This is a genomic window from Zhouia amylolytica (assembly GCF_900116365.1).
GTDB classification, from domain to species: Bacteria; Bacteroidota; Bacteroidia; order Flavobacteriales; family Flavobacteriaceae; genus Zhouia; species Zhouia amylolytica.
This window is the reverse complement of record NZ_FPAG01000003.1, coordinates 385,424-408,288: the sequence shown is the minus strand read 5'-3', so window position 1 is coordinate 408,288 and position 22,865 is coordinate 385,424. Positions and strand designations below refer to the sequence as shown.

Here is a 22,865-nt window from a genome sequence, read left to right as displayed (position 1 = left end):
CGGAGATCAAACTCCGGTTTTTTTATTACTATTTCCATTCAAAATCGCCCGTTTTAAACGACCAGTCATTTCCGAAAAACCCGGTACATTTAATACCCTTGGTTCCATATTTTAACACCGTATCATCGAAGATTACAACGTCAGGAAACGTAGTTCCATTTACCATATAATGGTTTTCGTAGATCGCTTTCATTCCTTTCTCTCCTGTTGCTGCTACTACACCAATACTAGCTATATCACTGTCTTTTCGTGAAGTTATATAATAGCTTCCCCATTGCTCGCCTCTTAAATCTCGACCATCTACAACCACTTTGTCATTGTAAACTTGTATTGGAGCATCGCCTAATAATTTCTTCCAGGCACTGTTATTATCTCTATTACCGTAAACTACTACATTGCGATCTTTATACTTACTTAAACTAAATTCGGTATCAGGTATTAATTCAACTTTACCATTGGCTTTATACCCAAACGTTTCAGCATCAAATCTAGCCTTATTGAGGTACCATTGATTTTCCTTTTCAGATCCTTTAGTGGCATAAACAAACACCACATTATTTCTGAATGCATCCTTAAATCCTCCATTTCTATGCGGTCCCTTTTCTTCTAAAGAAGGCTTGCTTACTACATTCCACTTACCTTGATCATCTTTACCATAATACAACTTTTCATTATTGGCAAGTACGAACTCCTGTTGATCTAACACCAATTTACTAACATTTCCGTCCAGTTGTTTTAAATCAAAGCTTATCAAGGCAACATTATCGGTAGTAACAACCAGGCTATCTGATTTTTCCAAAGTAAAATTACTTACCTCAAATGGAATAACTTGCTGATGGATGGTAACATAATGAGAAGTTGCTGATACTCCCGGAGAACCCGTACTAAAATCAATACGCTTCAAGTCATCTGCTTTTTTAATAGTACGACGTTTAAAGAAATTAAAAATCGGGTCCCAATCAACACTATGATTTCCATACCAGTGAGTCCCATCAGGATATTCATAATAGGTAAAATCATTGTGAAATTTTCCAAGACGAGATCTCATATCTCTGGCAATAAAGGTTGGCACCACATTATCAATCTCACCATGTAATATATAAACTCCGTGATGTAAATAATTGCGAATTAATTTAAGGGTTCTGCTAGGTGTTCCCGCACGTGCTATCATTAGCTCAACGTCTGTTGGTGTTGGCTCAAAGAACAAGCGTTTAAAGCGTTCATCGTTAGGATCAATTCGATCTTTCATTCGTTCTTTAAAACTATCGCGATATGCCAAAAGATCAGGGTAGCCTGCACAAGGTGCTATGGCTGCAAAATGATCAGGGTAAGTAGCTCCAAGATACCAGGTACCATGACCGCCCATTGAATGTCCGGTCAAATAAATTCTCTGAGGGTCAGGACTGTAAATTTGTGTAGCATCTTCTAACACTTCTAAAGCATCTAACCTTCCCCAATCTTCCCATGCAAAACCAAATGGGCGTCTATTGGTAGGCGCTATTAGATTTCCCCAATCTTTTTGTTTATAGGCATTCGCCTGATTCACCGCTTCAACAGAAGCCCCGTGCACCGATAGAAATAATGCCTGGTTATCTGTACTATTGGTTGATGGTGCTACACTATAATATTGAACACTCCCGTCTACCTTACTTATAAAGGTTTTCTTGTGATGCTTTGTCTTTGATTTAACATTCAACGCTATATCCTGAGTAGCTACAGAATTATTCTTTTTATCCGTTAAAACAAGAGACACTTTTTCTTTATCAACATCAGTGGTAGCATCCACTCCAGGAATCTTAACCGGAATTTTATAAACGCTTAATGGCGGCAAATTTAATACTTGAACAGTCTCCGTTTTCCCCTGAACAGTCGCACTAACCTTAAGATCTTTCACCCAGTTTTCAGAGGCATTAATAAGTCTGATACCTCCATCATAAACCTTATTTTCATCTTTCAATAAATCTGGCATGGTAAGGTCTCTAGTTGTAAACTGTACTGCCTGGTGCGGTTTTAATATGCGAGCTCTTACACGAGGAAAGCGACCTACTTTAAGTACAAATACATTGGTTCCTTTTTTTAACTTCGTAGGTATCAGGTTATATCCGAAATCGTAATGATCACCTTCATGAGGCATTCCATTTATAGTTACTAATGAATGTCCGGATGCTTCAAAAAGTACAATTTGCTCCTTGTTCGATTTATATTCCAAATAGACATAGGAAGATCTTAAACTTCTATCTGAAAAAGTACTGGCACTATCAACCTCAACTTTCTCCCATATCATTTCGTTCCCGAGATAATCTACACTAAACACATCTCCTTCACTCACCAATAGATCGTCATTCATTAAAAAATGGTCATAGACTGGATCTTCCGGGAATGATGATGAGTTAAATCCGAAATTTGGTACTTGCAGTGCTAATCCTTTTTTGAAAACATGAATGAGCTCACCTTCATTAATTTCGTTAACTTTCTCTTTACCGAAATACTCAACAATATTACCAGTTCTTTGTTGGGCATTTAATAGAGCTACCGTAAATAGTAAAGCTATTCCGGTAATAAGTTTATTGGTAGTATTCTTATACATATATGATTAATTATTTTATTAAATGGTTTGGAAAATCCGCTACGTTTTCACAGCAAACTTGTTCCATAACCTGTTGTAATTCTGTTTTCAACAATGAAATCGTATGATCTCCTCCTTTTTTACCTAGAGCTGAAACTCCATACATGAACGAACGGCCAAGAAAAGTGAATTCTGCACCACTGGCCAGCGTTCTGGCAATATCCGGTCCTGATCTTAGACCACTATCCATCATTACCTTGATTTGGTCTTTATACTTTGCTGCTATCCTGGTTAATGGTTTTATGGTCGATTCACCGGCATCTAACTGTCGACCACCATGGTTAGAAACAATAATACCGTCTAAACCTAACTTAATCGCCTTTTCCGCATCTTCTTCGTTAGCGACCCCTTTGATCACCAATTTGCCCTTCCACATATCGCGAATAGGTTTAATTTTTTCTTCATTTAACCTGCCAGAAAAAGTTTGATCCATAAATTTCCCTAACTGCTTTAAATCCAAACCTGGAGGCATATAAGGTTTTAACGTTTCAAAATTAGGCTGTCCATGCTTAAGGGTTTCATAGGCCCAATGTGGTCGCTGTAAAATTTGCAGGATATTTTTAACAGACATTTTTGGAGGCATTGCCAGTCCGTTTCTTATATCTCTTGGTCGAAATCCAAAGGTTGGGACATCACATAAAATAACCAGCACAGGGTATTGAGCAGCTTCCAGACGCTTAAAAATATCGTCTCTCAGCCTGTTTTCAGCAGGATGGTATAATTGAAACCATGATCTTCCCTCTGTAATTTCTCCGATGCGCTCAATACTACTTGTTGTTACAGTGCTCAGAATAAACGGAATATTATGTTCGAAGGCAGATTTTGCTAATATTTCAGGTGCATTAGGCCACATTAATCCTTGTAATCCTACCGGAGCAATTCCGAAGGGAGCATCGTAGGTATGACCAAATAACTCTGTTTTCATATCAGAGCTGGTATGCTTGTTCAAATAATAAGGAGACAGCTCCACATCTCTTATTTCAGAGGTATTCTTATGCAGATTCACATCTTCATTACAACCTCCATCTAAATATTCAAAAGCAAACTTTGGAATCTTTTGCTTAGCCCGATTTCTCAAATCATCAACCGATGGATAACGGGTATCTATTTTAATTTCTTTTTTACCTGCCATGATCTTTGCAAAAAACAGGTTGGTATTCTATGCTATTTAACTGGTGCTAATACCAACCTTTAGAATTCAGTTTTAATACTATTCTTCCGTTGAAGTTGATTTTTCCTCTGTAGGTTTATCTTCAAAAACATGCTTTGCGTAATTTAAGCCAAGAGCATCATATCTATCTTTGAACGCTGATAACCTCGACTTAAAATCATCCCAGTTTTTAGTGTCGTTAGCCACCCAAACCACTTCCGATAAAGCAGTCATACGAGGTAGAATCATATATTCAACATAATCCGTTGTTCCTATATATTCAGTCCAAACATTCGCTTGAGCTCCTAAAATATATTTAGATTCTTCAGCAGAAAGTTCTTCCGGATGTGGATTGTAATTATATACATCCTCAACCGTTGTTAAACCTCCAATAGCAAGGGGTTCATTTTCCTTATCTTTATCCTGATAGTGGTCAAAGTAGCAAGAGTGATTAGGCGTCATAATTACATCGTGTTGTTGTTTTGCCGATTCAATTCCACCTTTTTCTCCTCTCCAGGACATCACGGTAGCATTCGGAGCCAACCCGCCTTCTAAAATTTCATCCCAGCCGATAATGCGCTTCCCTTTTGCATTTAAATATTTTTCAATTCGCTGAATAAAATAGGATTGTAATTCGTGTTCATCGGCTAAACCTTCATCGTTAATTCGCTTTTGACAATTAGGACAACGCTCCCAATTTGCTTTTGGACATTCATCGCCTCCAATATGAATGTATTTTGACGGAAATAAAGGAATTACCTCATCTAATACATTTTGAAGAAATTCAAAAGTTTCTTCTTTTCCTGCACAATAAACATCATTATAAACACCCCAGGATTCCTGTACCACTTTATTAATACCGTTTTCTTGCAATTCCTTACTCTTCTCCGACATCATATCATTAGGTACTTCGGTAGGCTCTTCAGGAAAACAACTAAGTTCAGGGTATGCAGCAATCGCCGCAGAACTATGACCTGGAAGTTCTATTTCAGGAATAACTGTTATGTGTCTGTCGGCCGCATATTGTACAATTTCTTTTATTTCATCCTGAGTATAAAATCCTCCATATTTTTTATTGTCATTCTCGGTACCAGGATAATGCCCCACAATAGTTCCATTTCTATAGGCTCCAATTTCGGTTAGCTTCGGATATTTTTTAATTTCAATCCTCCAGCCTTGATCTTCTGTTAGGTGCCAGTGAAATGTATTCATTTTGTGCATAGCTAACAGGTCTATATATTTTTTTATAAAATCTGCCGGAAAGAAATGGCGTGCTACATCAAGATGCATCCCGCGATATTGATAATTAGGATTATCATGAATTTCAACTGCAGGTATTGTTAACTCTGCTACTGATTGTTTTTCTGAATTGGCAGGCAATAATTGTCTAAGCGTCTGAATACCATAGAATACTCCTTTAGAAGTTTTACCACTAATAATAATCTCTTTATTAGTTACTTTTAATGTATACCCTTCTTCACCTTCTATACTTTCATCAATACCTAAATGAATTACACTCCCTAATCTGGTTCCACCAGGAGCATACGATACTTTCTTTCCGCTTGCTATTGTTAACAACTGTGAAAGATATTCAGCTTCATTCCTCAAGGCTTCGTCGCCCATTATAATGGTCTTATCAACCAAAAATCTTCCGTCTTTTTGAGTTACAGAAACCGGTTTGGGTATTATCTGATAATCAGATGCTGTGTTTTTAGTATCCTTATATTTATTTCCACACGAGGCCAAGGCAAGTGTAATTAATAAAACAGCTAACTTTTTCATAATATCATTGTTTTCGTACTTGAGTCTAAAACTCTTTTATAGTTTAAATATTCGATCCATTAAAATCCATTTCTCACCCGGTTTTGCACAGGGTAGCGCTTTCTGATATTTCCACATCAAGTCTTGCCATTCTTTTTCTCTTGGGTTATTGGCGTCCATCTCCGCTTTCTTTTCAAATGAAAAGGATTCATTGACTTCCATAATCATGAACAAACGATCGGCCACATGATATATTTCCATTGAAGTAATACCTGAATCTTTTATGCCTTTAATAATTTCCGGCCAAACATTTTCATGATATTTTTTATAAGCAGCAATTAACTCTTCGTCATTAATAAGGTCAAGTGCGTAACAATATCTTTTCGAACTCATAATTATCAATCGTTATATTTAACATGAACTAATCTTCCATAAAATGCTATGAACAAGAAACATATACTTGGCAGTATAAATGAGAAATTAACCTCAGAAACACCTGCAATCGTAGTGTCATTTACTCCATGACCACCCAGATCAATGATCATACCCTGAAGTTTAGGCATTAATGCACCACCCACAATGGCCATGATTAACCCAGCAGAACCTACCTTAGATTGCTCTTCTGTTAAATCACCTAAAGCAATACCGTAAATCGTTGGGAACATTAGAGACATAAAGAAAGAAACTCCCACCAAACAATAGAGGCCAACAATTCCATGAATCCAGATTGTACCTAAGGTACAAACCATGGCTAGAATCGCAAAAGACATAAGCAACTGTCCTGAACTTATGAAACGAAGTAAATAGGTACCTATGGCTCTACCGACTGTAAATATTATAAAGGCTGCCATTTGATAGTACCCTGCGGTTACCCCGTCTATACTAATAGCTTCGGCATATTGATAGATATAAGTCCAACACATAATTTGAGCACCTACATATAATATCTGAGCCAATACACCTAAAACATATTTCCTGTTCTTACCAAGAGCTGCAAAAGTACTTCCAATACTAGGCATCCCATTCTCATCTTTGGCCTGAGGCATTTTGCTAACCAGAAAGATCACAAATATAACCACTAAAGTCAGCCCTAAAATCACATAGGGGTCTCTTATAACCATAAGATCTGTGGTTCTGATCAAAGATCTTGCTGCCTCATCCAGCGCACTAAAATCCTCTATATCATCTGACTGCAGATTCTTCAATACAAATTGTTGTGCTACAAAAAGCCCGGCAATTAATCCAACAGGGTTAAAGGCCTGAGCCAGGTTTAAACGTTGAGTTGCGGTCTCTCTGGCGCCCATTGCCAATGCGTACGGATTCGCCGCTGTCTCTAAAAAGGCCAGTCCAAATGTTAATATATAAAGACCTACACAGAAAAACACAAAACTTTCTGTTTGTGCCGCAGGATAAAAAAGTAAGGCTCCAGTTGCATATAAGGCAAGACCGATTAAGACACCAACCTTATATGAATATTTACGCATGAACATAGCCGCTGGTAATGCCATACAAAAATATCCGCCATAGAATGCCATTTGTACCCATGCTGCCTGAGAGTTTGATAATTCAAGAACTTTTTTAAACGCCTGAACCATGGGATCGGTAACTGCGTTGGCAAACCCCCATAGTGCAAATAATGATGTAACTAGTATAAAGGGTACGAGGACCTTTTTTGAAACCACAGGTATTTTTTCAGTCACCTGCTTTGTTTGAGTAGTTTGAGTAGTTTGATTAACTTCCATAAGTATAGTTTAAGTTAGAGATCTGTCTAAATGTGTGTAGCCGCCATCTACGTAGATTAGCTGACCAGTGGTATGACTGGATTTTGGTGATAATAAAAAAGCGACCATATTGGCAATTTCCTCAGCTGTCGTCATTCGGTTCTCTAAAGGAATCTTACTTGTTATGGACTTCAGTTTTTCTTCAGGATTATCAAAAGTCTTTATCCATCTATCGTACAGAGGCGTATAGCATTCGGCCACAATGACTGCATTAACCCGAATTTTATATGGCAATAATTCTACGGCCCATTCGCGTGTAGCAGCATTCCTGCCTCCGTTGGCTGCGGCGTATCCTGAGGTTCCTCCCTGACCAGTTTCAGCCGTTTTAGAACCAATATTTACAATGGCTCCTTTATACTTCTTAAGCTCCGGAAGGGCATAATGGGCCATTAAATAATAATGTGTCAAGTTTCTGTTTATAGAACGAACGAAATCTTCATAATTGCCATTTTCTAATCCAACTCCATCGTTCACCCCTGCATTATTTACTAATCCGTCTATACGACCGTATTTTTCGATAATCTCTGCAACCGCATTTTCACATTGCGCCGGGTCCGTTAATTCTGCCAAAACATAGCCCGCTTTACCTCCATTATTTTCAACTGCTTCAACCGCTTTTTTAACATCGGGTTCTTTTCTGCCAACTATAACCGGAAATGCTCCCTCGGCTGCCAAAACATTTACAATACCATTTCCTATCCCTTTGGATCCTCCGGTTACAATTATGATTTTATCTTTTAATTCTAAATTCATAAATATTTTTAATTGCTTTTATCTTCTGTTATTCTTTATCTATTGGGATGAATACCGAATACGCATCATCGCCTTTTTTTGCCGCCAAACAAAGTACCACAGGTTGACCGTCATTATCTGTATAAACAAAAGGACGTTCAAGCCTGTCAGCCTTAAAGACAGTTCCATCTTTCATTTTTAGCTCTTTCGGCATTAACCGGTAATTTTTTGCCTTATTCCAGTTTTTACCATCCTCAGAAGTTATGAGCCCTATGAAACCTTCAGGTGCATGAAAAATTCCATAAAATCGGTTTCTTAATTTATCAAACCAAATCGAAACATCTTCCGTATCCAGATAATCAATAACGGGTTTATCCTGAATTTCGAAAGGTCCGGCAGGGTTCTCACTCACCGCTACAGCCTGATTTCTTACAAATCGTTTTTCATTGGGTTTATCTCCTTTAACAACCATATAATACAACCCGTCTGAACCCTGTGCAATAGCAGGATTTACAGTAAGCGTTGTTATTGGACCCGAAGGTTCAATCAATACAGACGAACTCCTTTTCCAGGGGCCATCAATACTTTTGGCTACCGCCAGACCAGTTCTTTGGTTATTTCTTAAAACAGACCAGTTAGGATGCCTGTAACCCGTTTTAGCTGTTTCAATTAGTTCGTCCTCTGTATAGGACTTATCGCCAAAATTAGTTGATATGTAGTACAGGTAATATGTTCCTTCGAAGTACTTTATTTTTGGATTATGAACGGTTACCGCATCCCAATGTCCGGGGCCATTCGATTTCAAAACTGTCTCCTTATATGTCCACGGACCCCAAGGGTTCGGTGAGGTGGCATGAGCAACCTCTGAATGGGTTAACCAAGAGTAAAAACCAAACTTTTTAGGCCACCGAGCATAAAAATTATGATATAATCCGTCATCATCTTTTATAATGGAAACACCCCAGTTATAATAATCTGATGATTTAAAGAAGTTTTGTTCAGTTATTGGTGCCAACCGATCGCTAAAACTTAAATCGTCTGTTAAGTTTTGAGCAAACATTAGCGATGAAAAAAACAACAATAATATTAAATTAAAACCAACAATAGACTTCTTCATAAATAGCTTCATTATTACGTTTTACTTGGTTAATTTTTGGTCAGGGTAAGATACTACTTTTTGAGTTTCCTTACTTAAAGGTAACTGTGCGTCAACCTCTCTCAAAAAATCAGAAAGTACTCCTGCCAACGCCTTTACCTTTTCCGGGTTTTGACTCGCTAAATTAGTATGTTCCCCTATATCGTTTGCGATATTATACAGTTCAAAAGTTTCGTTTTTATAGAAGTAAATTAACTTCCAATCTCCCATTCTTACTGCACTTGCCGTTCCGATACCCGGCCCGTAACCACCCCATTTGTTAGGGTAATGCCATATTAATGGACGATTTTCATTCTGCCCTTGAGCGCCAGATAATATTGGAGTAAAACTCACTCCATCCACATTTTGAACGAGTTCGGGATTTTCAATTCCGGCCATTTCAATAATCGTAGGGAAAAAGTCTTCTATAATCACCTTATCGTTACTCACTGTGCCAGGCTTTACCTTACCAGGCCATTTAACGATCATAGGCTCTCTCATTCCTCCTTCATACATTGATCCTTTTCCACTCGCTAATGGCTTATTATGTGTATTTGGCTCCCCGCCTCTGGCATGCGCACTCAAACCTCCATTATCAGACATAAACAAAATAATGGTATTTTCAGCTTGACCTGTTTTATCCAGATAGTCCATAATATCTCCTAAACTCTTATCCATCCCTTCTATCATTGTTGCATATTTGGCTTCTTTTTCATCCAATCCTTTATCGAGATATTTTTGCATAAATCTTTTATCACCATATAAAGGAGCATGCACAGCATAATGAGACATGTATAAAAAGAAAGGCTTATTTTCCGGAGCAGTAGCTAAAGAAGTCAATGCCTCCAGCGTAAGTGCTTCGGTTAAGAAGATATCCTCTCCATGATATTTTTCCAATCCGGGAACTGCCCAAACCTCTTTACCTTTTTTACCATTACCAAAATTTTCAGTACCCAGATAACTCTCAGGGGCTCCTGCCGCATGTCCGGCAATATTTACATCAAAACCTAAGTTTAATGGACTTTCCCCAGGAGTTCCGATCGCTCCAAAATGCGCTTTCCCGGCATGAACCGTAAAATATCCATGATCCTTCAATACCTGCGGTAAAGTAGTGGCATATACCGTCCGTTCAATACCTGGCACCGGAGCTATTCCATTTACATTCCATTTGGGGAAATCCAATACTTCATCTTTAGCATCATTGGACGCATTTTTCTTTAAAGTCCAATTCGTAACCCTATGCCGGGCGGCATTCATTCCCGTCATAAGGCTCACCCTTGTTGGAGAACAAATGGGAGTAGCATAGGCCTGGGTAAACTTCATACCCGCTCTTGCAAGACGTTCCATATTCGGGGTATGGTACCTTTCATTGAAAAGAGTTTTCTGATCCCAAAATGGTTCAGAAGTATCTTGCCATCCCATATCGTCAACCAAAAACATTACAATATTTGGTTGTTCCGGTTTTACCACTTTTTCATCCTGCTTTTTACAAGCTATAACGATTGAAAAAATTAATACTATAAGTATCTTCAAATTCCCTTTCATATATGTAAAACAAGTTATCTTTTAAAATGAATTAATTGCTCTCTATTACCGCCCCATCTTCACGGTAAAAATCTACTTCTCCATCCAACAGAACAGCTATTACCGTCATATTCTCATCCAATACATATTCGGGTACCTTTATATATTTAATCCCCGGATAATGACTCCAATAAACTTTACCTACCACTTGATGCGATAATTTTGTACCATTCCCAACAACCCAGATTCGGTTGATGTTATTTTTTAAACCTCTTAGAACAACTTCTCCTCCTGGATTTCCCTTTACAAAAAGGTAAAGGATCTTTCGGTCCTTAGATAAAGTAGTGGCACCGTAATAGTGTTCCTTTGGAATTCCAGCTATCGTACCATAAATTGCCTCCTTGTGTTTATTTGTCCATCGACCTAATCCTTCTAAAATTTCAACTTGTTCCTCCGGAATGGTACCATCAGCCTTCGGACCAATGTCCAGTAACATATTACCGCCATTACCTATAACATCAGAAAAAATTCCTATAATCTGATCTGTTGTCTTGTAATCATGATCATTTTTTTGAAATCCCCAGGAATTATTCATTGTAATGCATAGCTCCCAATATTTACTCTCAGGTCGGGTAATAGGCATCCCTTGTTCAGGGGTAGCATAATCGCCTTCTTCTCTTAGTCTTGAATTGAGAATGGTGTTTGGATTTCTGTCAAGCAACATCTTTCTCACTTTTGGAGCCTGCCATTCTTCAGAATTATGTTCCCAATCACCATCGAACCAATAGAGATCCGGATTATAATTATCCGATAACTCTTTTAGTTGTCCTTGATAGTATTCAAGGAATTTCTGCCATCTTTTTGGTTCCTCAGCTATTTTATATCGCAACGAATCGCGTTTAAAATGAGTGTAGTCATTATAAGACCAATCCGGTAGTGAATAATAGATTCCTACTTTTAATCCATTCTTTCTTAATTGACCTACAAAAGGAGTAAGTACGTCTTTTTTAGCTGCTGCACTTTTTACAGCATTAAAACTACCGTACTTCGAATCCCATAAGGCAAAACCATCATGATGTTTAGACGTAATCACTGAATATTTTGCCCCGCTGTTTTTAATTAATTTTACCCATCGTTCCGCATCGTAATTACTCGCTGTAAAACCATTGGTTTGTTTCAGATAATCAGGATGAGAAATGTAACCATTGAAAAAAGACCAGGATTCATCAATTCCATTAACCGCATATAAACCCCAGTGGATAAAGATACCCAGCTTAGCATCTTTAAACCATTGCATTTTATTCTCTTCTTCTTTTTTAGCTTTTTGGGCAGATAGAGGAGTTACCCCTAAAATCAACAACAGTATCAGTAACCTTTTCACCATTTATTATGTTTTTATTTTATTATTTCTAAGTTCTGGTTTAAAACCAGTGTTTTATTAGCCTCCAGAGCAACCTCAATATTTTTGCTTTTATATTTCAATGTGATCAATTTATCCACGGGAGCCTTTAATGCAACCGAGGTCAATGCATTTTGTTTCCACTCCATGCTCACCTCCACATTACCTCTTGCTTTGATGCCGCTTATTTTACCTTCGCTCCAATTTGAAGGCAGGGCAGGTAGAAGCCTGATAAATCCTTCATGAGATTGCAACAATAATTCCGCAACACCAGCGGTGTAACCAAAATTTCCATCTATTTGAAAAGGAGGGTGTTCATCAAATAAGTTATCTGCAATAGAGATCTCAAAAAACTTCTTAATATTTTCCTGAGCAGCTTCCGGATTCAGTAATCGGGCGTTAAAGTTAATCATCCAGGCTCTACTCCAGCCCGTACCCGCGCCTCCGTGTTCCAATCGATAATCAATCGTTCTTTGTGCTGCTTTAAAAGCCTCTGGATTATTTTCCGTAATATCATCTCCCGGATGTAAAGCATATAAGTGAGACATATGTCTATGACCTTTCTCTGGTTCTTCATAGGCTTCATTCCACTCGAGAATTCTACCCTCTTTGCCGACTACTACTCCCGGATATAAGTCTGTTCTTTTTTCCTCTACTTCTTTTATGAAGGGGTCATTAATATTTAAGATTTGTGCCGATGCCAGCACATTATCAAAAACTTCTGCAATAATCTGATGACCCATGGCAGCCCCATAAGAAACTGCAGCAGATTTGCCGTCAGCAGCGATGTAAGAATTCTCAGGAGAAGTTTCAGGATATGAAATCCACTTGTTTGATTCAGGATCCTTTTGCAACCAATCTAAATAAAAAGAAGCAATCTCTTTCATAGCCGGATATCCGCGCTCTTTTAAAAATTGTTCATCTTGAGTAAACCTGTAATGTTCCCAATAATGTTGTACGATCCATCCACCTCCGTGAATCCATGCTCCCCAAAATGGCGTTGCTGCCCTCATCCAGGGTGCCGCCCATAAGTCACTGGTATGATGAACAACGGCTCCTCTATTGATTCCGTATTGCTCTTTGGCTGTTATCTTACCACGCTCAATAAGTCGGTCAACATAATCAAATAATGGCTCCTGACATTCACTCAGATTGGCAACTCCAGACGGCCAATAATTCATCTGAAGGTTAATATTCAAATGATAATCTGCATTCCACGGCGCTTCTATATGCTGATTCCAGAGGCCTTGTAAATTAGCCGGATTAGTTCCTGGTCTGGAAGAACCAATTAACAAATACCGCCCATATTGGAATAAGGTTGCGGCCAAATCAGGGTCTGATTGCCCTTCTTTTAAACGTGCTAATCTTTTATTTATTGGCAGGGTATCCAGGGCATCATTTCCTAGTTCGAAAGCTACACGCTTGTATAGTGACTGATGGTCATTTACATGCCGTTCCAATAATTCATCAAACGATTTCCCCGCTAATGCTGCCAGGTCATTATTATTTTCATTTGCGTAATCTTCCGAGTAAAACGAAGTATTTCCTACGATAAACAGCGTGGCTTTACGAACCCCTTTTAATATAAGCTTTCCGTTTTCTGCACTAACAGATCCTGACTCGTTCAGTACCTTTAAACGCGTTTCAAACTTTACCCCGTAGTCTATCGGAAACGCATTAGAAAATTTTTTTCCGCCAAATTGGGTAACCACCCCTTTCATACTGATTTCATTGTTGGCTGGATTAGATACTGTAACCGTTGGGCGTCCCTTGTCTTTTGGCCTGTCAAGTCTGAGATTAAAATCCAAACCTTCTTCAGCATCCGTTTCTAAATGAACAACCATGGTATTATCAGGACGAGAAGCAAAGACCTTTTCTACCACCTTATTTCCATTCAACTTATAACTCACTGTCACTAAAGCACTATCTAAACTTAAACTCCTTTGATAGTTTTCCGCTTCCGGAACCTCATTTTGGAAGTCGATGTACAAATCTCCCATGGTTTGATGAGAACGCAATACCGACTTATAAGAGAATCGCTTTATGATCTCTTTATCGGCCTCATGAACTTTACCGTCACGAATTAATTGTCTGATGTATTCAAGGTCTTCTTTATTTCCTTTTGCATTACCCCAATCAGGTCCTCCGGACCACATGGAATCTTCGTTGAGCTGGATATGTTCATTCCTGGTGTCTCCAAAAACCATTGCCCCTAATCTACCGTTCCCAACCGGTAAGGCCTCCATCCACTTGGATGCCGGCTCCTCATACCATAAGCGTGTGTTATTAGTAGCTGTAATCGATTCTTTCTTGCAACCAAAAAGGGAAGCACCCAGCATGGTAAAAATCAAATATTTATAAGTTTTCATCTAGTTTATAAAAATTAACTGTGTTTTGGTAAAAAATTTTGGTATGGTGTTCTTTTGGTACATAATCTTCTATAATCTTCAAAACAGTCTCGTATGGCGAAGACAATAAACATACGGGCCAATCAGAGCCATATAATAATCGATCTGCTCCAAAGCTGTCAAAAACCACATCCAGAAAAGGAGTGAACTCTTCCGCTCTCCATTGAAAATCTTTTGTTTCGGTAACTAATCCTGATACCTTACAATACACATTTTCACATGTAGCAAGCTCCTTTATATCTGACTGCCATTCTCTATCCATCCCTGAAGAAATTGCAGGTTTAGCAATATGATCCAATACGAAAGCTTGATCAGGAAATTTTTCCGCAAGTTTAATGGCCGCCGGCAATTGCCTTGGAAAGACCAATATGTCATAGGTAAGGTCAAACTGGCTAAGCTTGCTAATCCCATTTTGAAAATCAGACCTCAACATAAAGTCGTTGGGTTCTGCTTGTACAATATGCCGAATACCCTTTAATTTATTATTTGATGAAAAATGTGCAAGTCGGTCCTCAACATTATCAGCTAAAAGATCTACCCAACCTACAACCCCCTTAACAAAATTATTGTTCCGGGCTATATCCAATAAAAATGCCGTCTCCATTTCAGATTGATCTGCTTGAACTGCAATGCAACCATCAATATTATTCTTTTGTAAAATGGGCTCCAGATCAGTTGGCAAAAAATCCTTTCTGATAACCTCCATGGTTTCATCAATCCAGGCATCTCTTACCGGATCAAACTTCCAAAAATGTTGATGGGCATCTAGTCTCATTTCGTTTGAATATTTTTAATTCTATTTTCGATATATCCACCCCAAACCTTATATCCTTTCGGCTTCAGATGAATTCCGTCATTACTGTATAAATCCAAATTCAACGTTCCATTGGCATCAGTTAGCTCCTCAACCGGATTACAGTAAATGACGTTGTCAGGTAGCGATAGCTTTTTTAAATGATTATGAATGGTATTATATTTCATTCTGCGATCGGAGTCTGATTCTACACCGGTTGGTAGCGGTCCGAAAAGCAAAATTTTCGTTTGAGATGAAAATTTTGAACTTGCCAATTCCACAATGCGTTCAATACCTGCTACAATTTCAACCGCATTATCATCATTAATGAAATTATTAACTCCAATAGTTATCACTGCGACCTTTGGACGACACTTCTCATAGTGTCCGTTCTTAATTCGGTAAAGCACATTTTGCGTGCGGTCGCCTGAAATACCGGCATTGATTATTTTTTCATTTGGGAATAATGAATCGAGTACGCTCTTACCCGGCTTATAAGTCACATGGGGTCGATTACTACCCCAGCCCTGCGTTATTGAATTTCCGATAAGTAATATATCTGCGTCCTCTGTATTGGCACAAATAGAATCTATGTCTTCAGCCTGTTTCCACCAATCAGTACCTTTAGTCCAGCCTGCTCCAGACCTGAATTCGCCTGACGGGGCTGGCACAACTGCGAGATTCAGCTTCTGGTTTGTAGCTTCCAGTATAAAGTTCACAATAACGGTTGGATTCTTCAAACTATGAGGATGATGTCCGTTGTTCTCTTTGAAGATGGTTCGAATATCGCCACCTGAATTACGGATATTCCGAGTAAAAGGCTGTGTATTTTCATCGAGAGGAACCACTGCATCATCTGCTCCACATACATGCAACATCGGATACTTTCCACGAACTATTCTCTTCACCTTGTTAATTGGACTTCCTTTGAATCTATATAAGTCCTCATCAGCGGTTAACCCATATACTTTTTTAAGTTGTTCGGTATCCTTTAAGCTTCCTTTGTATTTCCCGTTTCCTATTGGCCAACTCAAAATATCTAACACGGGAGCATCTGCATAAACACAAGCTACTTTATCCGGGTTTTTAGCCGCCCAATTATAAGCGATGAGTCCGCCTCTACTCATGGCTTCTATAGCTCCCTTCTTCGCAAAGCCTTGTTCCTGTAAATACTTATAAAACCGATTCCATCGTTGTATGGCTTCATCCGATCCATACAAATTGGCCACATCACTATACACCACATAAAATCCTCTTTCCAAAAGGGCAATATCCGTCTGAGGTTCATGACCAAAAAAACGAGCTCTCCAGATCCATGGCTTACCCACTGCCGGCTTTTTTGGGAAAACTATTTTTACTGCATTTCCCTTAAATATAAAATCATACTGGTTATAACCATGAAAATCAGACCTGCGGATATCTTTTACATCCTCAGAGGACGTTATCTTTATTTTTTCAACAGAACTTTGCTTAACAACTTCATACAAACGCCTGGCCATTATGGTTGCTCCTAAAGAATTTGGATGAATTTTGTCGGGAACCAAATTGGATTTATCCATAAATAATTGATGCATATCTACCGTTTCTACTCCGGTATCGTAGGCAACCTTTTTAATTTTTGGAATGATCTGATCCCTAATAACCGGTTCCCATATATAGGTGGTGTCTGAATGAAAAGAAGGCAATGGATAGATCAGTACGATACGCGATTTAGGGTTCGCAACCTTAAACTCATTTATCAATGCTTTATAATCACTTTCATAATCCTCTAAATGAATCCTGTTAACAGCCTTGGCATCATTTGATCCTAATTTAATGAACACTATATCAGCCTTAAAAGCTAACGCTTTTTTAAAAGCATCCTCCTTCCAATATGGATAATTCCCTTTTCTTGTTAAGGTTCTGCTGCTTACACCGAAATTCTCAACGAGGTAATTATCTCCCAACATAGCTTGTAACTGAGCTGGATAAGAATTATGATTCCTGTTTTCTACATTCATTCCATAGGTGATACTATTACCTACACAGGCAATTTTAACGCGCTCGCCAACGGAAATTTGGCCATATCCATTTATAAGCATAAAAAGTATAAACACAGAGGTAAATACTTTTTTAAAATACATAAGTCCAATTTGAAGTTTCATATACCTTATTTCAATTACCAATTATCTGTTCTAAAGGCAGATGCAGGAAGACCGGATTCATCAAATAAACTTGGCAAAGCCTCGTTTGTGAAACCAAATCGAACAGCAACAGGATTTGGCACTTCTTTTGCCCACACCTGTACTTTATTTCCTTTAATCTTAGCTTTAGCAGGATAGAAAACCTTATCCTCACCTGCAATTTCAAAACAGCTAATATGTCGTTGTTTGGTCATTAATTTTTCGACATGGTCAAAACTCACTAAAATTTTATTTCTGTAGATCTCGTAATCACTATATAAAGGTCCACTATAATCGATACCTTTAACACCATAGGTTTTAGCCAAGGCCCATAGCGCTAATCTTTTACCGACGTCTTGTTTATTCGTAGGATGAATATTGGTAAGATCTCCAATATCATTTGTGATTGCCATGCCTGTATTTGAAACGGTTTTCAAAGTATTCAATTGAGCATCCCTTACAAATGCGGCTTCTCGATTTGTCTTAGAATCACCGTATTTAAATGGAGCTATCTGTACAAAGTAAAATGGAAAGTCCTTTTTCCAGGCATCGCGCCAGGTTTCTATAAGTAACGGAAACGATTTATAATAGCTATCCGCAATATCTCTGTTAGATTCTCCCTGATACCATATCGTTCCAGCAATGGTGAAGTTCAAAAAAGGATACACCATACTATTGTAAGTTACCCCCGGGGCATTTGGCCACCAAACATAATCTTTTATTTGTTGGGCTGCCTTTTTCAAATCCGAGTTTGATGCTACTGTTTGCTTTTCCATCCAAACCTCTACTGGAGTCCCTCCCCAACTAGAGTTTATCAATCCAATCGGTATATCAAGTTTTGTATTTAATTCACGACCAAAAAAATAGGCAACAGAACTGAAGTCCTTCATCGTTTCGGGGGTACAAAGTTCCCATAACCCCTCAGCATCATCTTGTTTGTATTCGGCCTTTTTCTTACGTACCGAAAAAAATCTGATCTTCGGATAATCAGCTGCTTTAATTTCGTTTTCTGCATTATCCAATCCTTTCAATGGTGACCATTCCATATTAGATTGTCCGGAGCAAAACCAAACTTCTCCTATTAAAATATCTTTTAGCGTAATCGTTTCATGTCCCTTTATAGATATATTAAATGGCCCTCCTGCTTCAGGAGTTGGTATGCTAAGTGCCCATTTTCCTTGATAAGCCTTGGTCGTATACACACTATCACTCCATGAAGTTGAAATGGAAATTGTTTCGGCCGTTTGAGTCGTCCACCCCCATAAGGTTACATTACTGTTTTGCTGCAATACCATATGATCAGACAATATGGATGGAAGCCAAATTTTAGCATTAACCGACAAGGAAATCAATAGAAGAGAAACAAAAGCCAATGGTTTGACTGACCTGTTAAAATCGAAAATCACATTACTACTAAACGCTTTCATATTGCCTTTTTAAGTTCAAATATTTGATATTATATCTTGGTCCATTTATCGAGAATCGGTTGCAGATTCAATGAGTCGTTCATTTCTTGCTGTAGCCCTATTAAATCTTCAAATAGAACCTTTACACGATCTTCCTGCTCAGGCATTTCTGCTATATTGGTTAATTCTAATGGGTCCTTTTCTAAATCGTACAATAATATTTCTTCCGATCGCGGATATACTATTAGCTTGAATCCATCTTTTCTGATCATTCGTTGAGAGCTCTTTTCATAGCACCCGTAAATCGCCTCGTAAGTTCCTTTTTTATTGTCATTTTGAATAAAAGGCAGGAGGCTGCTAAATTCAATATAGTTAGGCTTTTCAACCGCTGCGATATCAATAGCTGTAGCCATTAAATCTTGTAAGTAAACATCGTGCTCAACTTTTTTGCCCTCAGGTATATCCGGTCCGACAATAACTAATGGCACCCGTACACTGTGATCATACATGTTTTGTTTCCCCATCAATCCGTGTTCTCCTACAGAAAGTCCATGATCTGAGGTAAAAAAGATATAGGTATCTTTTTCGAGACCACTATCCTTGAGTTTGTCCCAAATCAATTTAAACTGATCATCCAGATGCGTTGTTATTGCATAATACTCCTGCCGATTAACCTTTACAGCATAAGGGGTTCTTGGAAAAGGTGCTAACTTTTCATCCCTTAAATTTTTTCCTGCTCCCATGGTTTCTTTATAGGGATACTCTGGCAAAAAACTTTCAGGTATCTCTATACTATCCAAAGGATACATATCTACATATTTTTTAGGTGATTGTCTTGGATCGTGAGGCGCATTAAATGCTATATACATGAAGAATGGTTTGTCTTTAACACTAGCACTGTCTATAAAAGATAAGGCATCATCTTTTACCAATTCACTCCAGTGTTTTCCTCCCTTCCAATATCCACCAAACTCTTTTTTCCAGGGTTGCCATAGGGTGTCATTTTCATTTTGAGGTCGGTTATAACCTTCAGGTGTATCAAATGGCATTCCCCTTAAAACATGTCCTACATGATTAAAAATGGAGTCTGGCTGAGCCTGAACATGCCATTTACCAGTCATGTATGTCTCGTAACCTGCCTTTTCCATTAATCTGGGCCAGGTTTTATCCAATGCTTTATTCTGACTATACTCTTTAGAGATCTGTTGGGCATTCCAGACAGTTCTCCCACTAATCATCATCGCCCGGGAAGCAACACAGATAGCGCCATTCCAGCCTCCCATATTATAAGCATTAGTGAAGGTAGTCCCTTTAGCTACCAAAGCATCCATGGTAGGGGTAATAACCTCCGTATTTCCAAGTGCGTGAAGATCTTTATAGCTTTGATCATCTGTATAAAGGAAAATAATATTAGGTTTCGAACGTTCTTCAATAGTCTTTTCCCTTTTACAAGAAAAAGATAATACGATCATACTAGCCAATATTATTCTCCTTTTAAATTGCATTCTAAAAAATTTATTGTTTATAAGCTTTAGCTACTTGTTTAGCTGAACCTAATCCTTCTATTCCCAATTCAACTACATCGCCAGGTTTTAAATAACGTTGCGGATCTAGTCCAAGACCAACACCAAAAGGGGTTCCCGTCGATATAACGTCGCCCGGCAACAAGGTCATAAACTCACTGATATAACTTACTAACTTCGGAATATCGAAAACAAAATCTGAAGTATTACTATTTTGCATTTCTTCCCCATTAAGTTTCAACCATAAATTCAAGTTATGTGGATCTTGAATCTCCTCCTTTGTTGCTAAAAATGGACCAATAGGAGCAAACGTGTCATTACTTTTTCCTTTCACCCATTGCCCCTCACGTTCCAATTGGTATGCTCTTTCACTATAATCGTTATGCACGGCATATCCCGCTACATAATCCATCGCATCCTCTTCAGTTACATACGATGCTTTTTTGCCAACGATAACTGCCAACTCCACTTCCCAATCAGTTTTCTCACTTCCTCTTGGTATAACCAGGTCATCATTTGGCCCAACTATAGCTGAAGTTGACTTAAAAAACAATACAGGCTCTTTCGGTATAGCCATACCACTTTCTTCTGCATGTTTGGCATAATTTAATCCAACACAAACTATTTTCGACGGACGGCAAATTGGAGGCCCTAAACGTACATCTTCATCCACGTGTGGACAATCTCCCTGGTTGGCTTCTAACCATTTGCTTAAACGATTCAAACCATCTGTTTCAAAAAACTGTTCAGTATAATCCGAACCAAAACCTGAAACGTCTAATCTTTTTCCTTCTACAATTACCCCTGGTTTTTCATTTCCAGGCTCTCCAAATCTTATTAATTTCATTGTTCGCTATATTTACTTGTTAAATATTTCAATTTGTTTCCATTTTTTTCCATTCATAGGTGCATCATTTTGCTGATTGACCCCAGGAGTAGTTCGTCCATTTTCGATGGCTGAAACCATCAGTGACTTTAATTCATTAACTACTTTTGCTTCAGAACCTACCAGGTTGGTAGTCTCTGAAGGATCTTTCTCCAAATCGTATAACTGAAATTCAGGCAATGCGTCTATATCCTTTGAGTTAGGTTTTGGATAACTCCATCCACCGGATCCCGCACAGAATATGAGTTTCCACTTTCCTTTTCTAATTGCAAAACTTCCATTAATTGAATGGTGAATGGTCACCTCGCGCTTATATCCATCTGTGTTGGAATCTTTCAACAATGGCAACATTGAAAAACTATCTTCAGCCGCACTATCTAAAAGATTCTCCTCAACTATCGCCGCACATGTAGCCATAAAATCAGTAGTACAAATGGTTTTATCAGAAACGGATCCAGCTTTAATAAGAGCAGGCCATTTTACAATAAATGGTACCCTATGCCCTCCTTCATAAATATCTGCCTTATGACCTCTGTAAATAGAACTCGGGTCGTGGCCATATTCAGCCAGCACCTCAAAATCAGCCTGAGGTGAACATCCATTATCGCTTGTAAAAACAATAAGGGTGTTTTTTTCGATTCCAGCCTCTTTGATCACTTGTACAAGTTGTCCCATATAATCATCTATCATCATCATAAAATCAGCATACGGATTCATCCCGCTTTTACCTTGCCACTCTTCAGTTGGTAATACAGGCGTATGAGGCGAGGGTAATGGTAAGTATAAAAAGAATGGCTGCTCCGATTTTGCCTGCTCCTGAATATATTGATATGATTTTTCAAAAAAATGAGGCGTCACCTGCTCGTGTTCAAAATCTGCTCCGGTTGGTCCTTTTCTCCACCATCCGTACTTACTTTTGTTTACTGTAACCCTGTTTGGCTGTGCAGTTACCTTCTCATTTTCTACATACACATAGGGTGCCATATCCAGAGAACCTGAATGCCCATAAGCATAATTAAAACCGAGATCGTTTGGTGAATTGGTAATGGGAGCTTCAAAATCTATATTTTCATAATCGGTATCATTCCACCCTGGTCCGAGCCCCTTCACAGCATCTTTTTTCGCCCAGTTCCATCCTAAATGCCATTTACCAATATAGGCCGTATGATACCCGTTACGCTTTAATAAAGAGGCTACAGTCTCCCTGTCGTTAGGAATCAGTGCTTCGGAGGTTCCGGTTAAAACTCCATTTTTCAGGGGACTTCTCCAATTGTATCTCCCGGTTAAAATACCATACCTTGTTGGGGTACAAACTGCAGAAGAAGTATGTGCATCCGTGAATCGCATTCCCTCCTCTGCCAATCTGTTAAGATGAGGAGTTTTTATTTTCCCTTCTGAATTAAAGGCTTGAATATCGCCATACCCCAAATCGTCGGCAAGGACATATATGATATTTGGTAATTGCCTGTTTTTTACCTCCTCCTTAGGTGATGATTCTTTCCCTTTACATGAAAAAATGCTTAAGGTTAAGACCAGTCCTAAAGTGATGACTAAATAAATTACGACTCTCTTCATTATT

General features: G+C 38.5%; 16 protein-coding genes. All 16 read right to left on the bottom strand.

Annotated elements, in window-relative coordinates; translation table 11 throughout:
* Positions 1-28: 28 nt before the first annotated feature.
* Positions 29-2,587, bottom strand: coding sequence for a carboxylesterase family protein (locus BM361_RS06840; protein ID WP_074977784.1), 2,559 nt, complete (start codon positions 2,585-2,587; stop codon positions 29-31).
* A gap of 10 nt (positions 2,588-2,597) precedes the next feature.
* Entirely contained in the window at positions 2,598-3,758 is a 1,161-nt protein-coding gene (locus BM361_RS06835) for an alpha-hydroxy acid oxidase (protein WP_074977782.1), read from the bottom strand.
* A 78-nt stretch (positions 3,759-3,836) separates the two neighbouring features.
* Positions 3,837-5,558 (bottom strand): beta-N-acetylhexosaminidase, encoded by a 1,722-nt coding sequence (locus tag BM361_RS06830; protein WP_074977781.1) that lies wholly within the window; start codon positions 5,556-5,558, stop codon positions 3,837-3,839.
* A 36-nt stretch (positions 5,559-5,594) separates the two neighbouring features.
* Complete coding sequence (locus tag BM361_RS06825; protein ID WP_074977850.1) at positions 5,595-5,930, bottom strand: L-rhamnose mutarotase; 336 nt, start codon at positions 5,928-5,930, stop codon at positions 5,595-5,597.
* Between the two features lie 5 nt (positions 5,931-5,935).
* Positions 5,936-7,279, bottom strand: coding sequence for an L-fucose:H+ symporter permease (gene fucP, locus BM361_RS06820; RefSeq protein ID WP_074977779.1), 1,344 nt, complete (start codon positions 7,277-7,279; stop codon positions 5,936-5,938).
* A gap of 9 nt (positions 7,280-7,288) precedes the next feature.
* Positions 7,289-8,071, bottom strand: a complete 783-nt coding sequence (locus BM361_RS06815) for an L-fucose dehydrogenase (RefSeq protein ID WP_074977778.1) — start codon at positions 8,069-8,071, stop codon at positions 7,289-7,291.
* 28 nt (positions 8,072-8,099) lie between these two features.
* Entirely contained in the window at positions 8,100-9,167 is a 1,068-nt protein-coding gene (locus BM361_RS06810; RefSeq protein ID WP_074977776.1) for a glycoside hydrolase family protein, read from the bottom strand.
* Positions 9,168-9,188: 21 nt separating this feature from the next.
* On the bottom strand, positions 9,189-10,718 hold the full coding sequence (locus BM361_RS06805; protein ID WP_254785745.1) for a sulfatase: 1,530 nt from the start codon (positions 10,716-10,718) through the stop codon (positions 9,189-9,191).
* A gap of 43 nt (positions 10,719-10,761) precedes the next feature.
* Positions 10,762-12,093 carry an alpha-L-fucosidase gene (locus BM361_RS06800; RefSeq protein WP_074977773.1) on the bottom strand — a complete coding sequence of 444 codons (1,332 nt, stop codon included), beginning with the start codon at positions 12,091-12,093 and terminating at the stop codon, positions 10,762-10,764.
* 11 nt (positions 12,094-12,104) lie between these two features.
* Entirely contained in the window at positions 12,105-14,477 is a 2,373-nt protein-coding gene (locus BM361_RS06795; protein WP_074977772.1) for a glycoside hydrolase family 95 protein, read from the bottom strand.
* Positions 14,464-15,291: an amidohydrolase family protein gene (locus tag BM361_RS06790; protein ID WP_074977770.1), complete on the bottom strand. Its 828-nt coding sequence runs from the start codon at positions 15,289-15,291 to the stop codon at positions 14,464-14,466. Before BM361_RS06790 ends, BM361_RS06795 begins: the two co-directional genes overlap by 14 nt.
* Positions 15,288-17,453 carry a GDSL-type esterase/lipase family protein gene (locus tag BM361_RS16940; RefSeq protein WP_175496550.1) on the bottom strand — a complete coding sequence of 722 codons (2,166 nt, stop codon included), beginning with the start codon at positions 17,451-17,453 and terminating at the stop codon, positions 15,288-15,290. The genes BM361_RS06790 and BM361_RS16940 overlap by 4 nt, the downstream gene beginning before the upstream one ends.
* 14 nt (positions 17,454-17,467) lie before the next feature.
* On the bottom strand, positions 17,468-18,898 hold the full coding sequence (locus tag BM361_RS06780; protein WP_074977769.1) for a sialate O-acetylesterase: 1,431 nt from the start codon (positions 18,896-18,898) through the stop codon (positions 17,468-17,470).
* Between the two features lie 29 nt (positions 18,899-18,927).
* A complete protein-coding gene (locus tag BM361_RS06775; RefSeq protein WP_254785743.1) occupies positions 18,928-20,349 on the bottom strand; it encodes a sulfatase family protein in 1,422 nt (473 codons plus the stop codon).
* A gap of 43 nt (positions 20,350-20,392) precedes the next feature.
* Positions 20,393-21,247 carry a fumarylacetoacetate hydrolase family protein gene (locus BM361_RS06770; protein WP_038265691.1) on the bottom strand — a complete coding sequence of 285 codons (855 nt, stop codon included), beginning with the start codon at positions 21,245-21,247 and terminating at the stop codon, positions 20,393-20,395.
* A 12-nt stretch (positions 21,248-21,259) separates the two neighbouring features.
* Positions 21,260-22,861 carry a sulfatase family protein gene (locus tag BM361_RS06765; RefSeq protein WP_074977847.1) on the bottom strand — a complete coding sequence of 534 codons (1,602 nt, stop codon included), beginning with the start codon at positions 22,859-22,861 and terminating at the stop codon, positions 21,260-21,262.
* Positions 22,862-22,865: the final 4 nt, after the last annotated feature.